A 1,649-nucleotide genomic window follows, 5' to 3' on the forward strand; every position below is an offset into this window, starting at 1 on the left:
AGCGAGGGTGCTGCCCTCGGGTCTCCGGGACCAGAGCCCGCGCATGCGGGCGAACGGCGCTCAAAGCGCCGACTCTCAGCCAGCCAGCCGCGCCGCCAGATGGTCGCCCAGCCTGAGCGCGAGCTGGGTCAGCGTATAGGTCGGGTTGCAATGCCCGGTGCTGGCGAAGACGCTCGACCCGCCGATATAGAGGTTCTCCACCTCGTGCACCCGGCAGTCGGCGTCGACCACCCCCTTGCCCGGATCCGCCGCCATCCGCGTCGTCCCCATGTGGTGCTTGCCGCCCACCTCGTCGTCGAGGACGCCGGGAAAGCGCGGCGGATCGGCCAGCAGCCAGTCCCCGACCTGCGCCCGCCCGATCTCCGTGTCGGCCATGTGCGCGCCGAAGGCCATGGCCGCCGTGCGCATGGTGTGGACGTCGATCTCCGACAGCCGCCAGTCCATCGCCACCCGGCGCAGGCCGAAGGCATCGCGCTCCTCGCCGAGCCGTACCCGGCTCTCCGGGTTGGGCAGCGCCTCCTGCGCGATCCGGAGCACACCGGTCTGCCCGGTCGGCTGCGGCAGCACCAGCCGGTCGGTCAGCGCCCGGTCGACGAAGGGGTCGCGCACCAGCCGCTCGAGCAGGATGTTGAACTCCTCGGGCGGCATGTCCTCCCGCGCCAGCGCCGGCAGCTCGTAGGGCCAGATCCAGCGCGGCTCGAGTCGGAGCCCGAAGTTGAGGCACGCGTGCTCAGTCATGAAGAGCTCGGTCGGCGCATAGAACTCGCGCTCCCGCACCAGCACGCGCAGGACGCACTCGGCGATCAGGAAATGCGGATGGTCGGCGAAGCAGCGCCCGACCCAGCCGCCGCGGTTGCCGACCCCCTCCGGCACCTGGGAGGTGAAGTTGAGCAGCAGCCGTGCGTTCTCGATCCCGCCGCAGCAGAGCGCGTAGGCCCGCGCCCGGATGGTGAACCCCGGATCGGCGGGGGCGTAGCCACGGAAGACCGCGCCCGCCACCCGCCCGAGCCCCTCGTCCAGCCTGAGGTCGACGAGGTTCGCGTTCACGACGAGGGTGATCGCCTCCGACGCCTCGATCTCGCCAAGATACTTCTCCGCGAAGCGGGTCGGCGGGCTGAAGCGGAACTGGAAGCGATGGAAGTCGTAACCCTTCTGCCTGACCGGCAGGTCCGGCGCCTCGGTCGCCGAGGGTACGTCGAGGATCGCGTCCGCCTCGGTCCGGTAGGGGTCGAGGTCGATCTGCCCGATCGGCCAGCCGGTCAGCGGCGCATAGCTCTTCGGAAGGAAGTCCACCGCCTCGAGCGCCCGCGTCCAGCCGCCCCAGTGGTTCGAGGTGCCGCCGAAGTAGCGCAGCCGACAGACGTCGAGGTCGAAATACTCCATCCCGATGTTGGTGCCGCGATAGGCGTCCTGGCTCTCGTCGCTGTACTCGAGCCCGCCCGCCTCCATCAGCGCGACGCGCGCTCCCTTCGCCGCCAGCCGCCGCGCCAGGGTGATCCCGGCGGGCCCCGACCCGACGACGCAGACATCGAATTCACGCTCGAAGGCGCTGCGGTCCATGCTGCTCGCGTCGGCGATCATCGGCTCCTCCCGCTCGCCACCTTCGCACGCCCTCCCGCCGCGTCAAGGCCGGCACGTGGGCGCGGCGG

General features: G+C 71.0%; 1 protein-coding gene. It reads right to left on the reverse strand.

Going from position 1 to position 1,649, the window contains the following annotated elements; translation table 11 throughout:
• Positions 1 to 75 precede the first annotated feature (75 nt).
• Positions 76 to 1,581, reverse strand: a complete 1,506-nt coding sequence (locus Q0112_RS06130) for a GMC oxidoreductase (RefSeq protein ID WP_297972766.1) — start codon at positions 1,579 to 1,581, stop codon at positions 76 to 78.
• Between the last annotated feature and the right edge of the window lie 68 nt (positions 1,582 to 1,649).

This window comes from uncultured Amaricoccus sp., from assembly GCF_937858865.1.
In the GTDB taxonomy this organism is placed as follows: domain Bacteria; phylum Pseudomonadota; class Alphaproteobacteria; order Rhodobacterales; family Rhodobacteraceae; genus Amaricoccus.

Coding starts and splice junctions, on each gene's coding strand:
- Q0112_RS06130 (WP_297972766.1), bottom strand. CDS start 1,581: ATGATCGCCGACGCGAGCAGCATGGACCGCAGCGCCTTCGAGCGTGAA.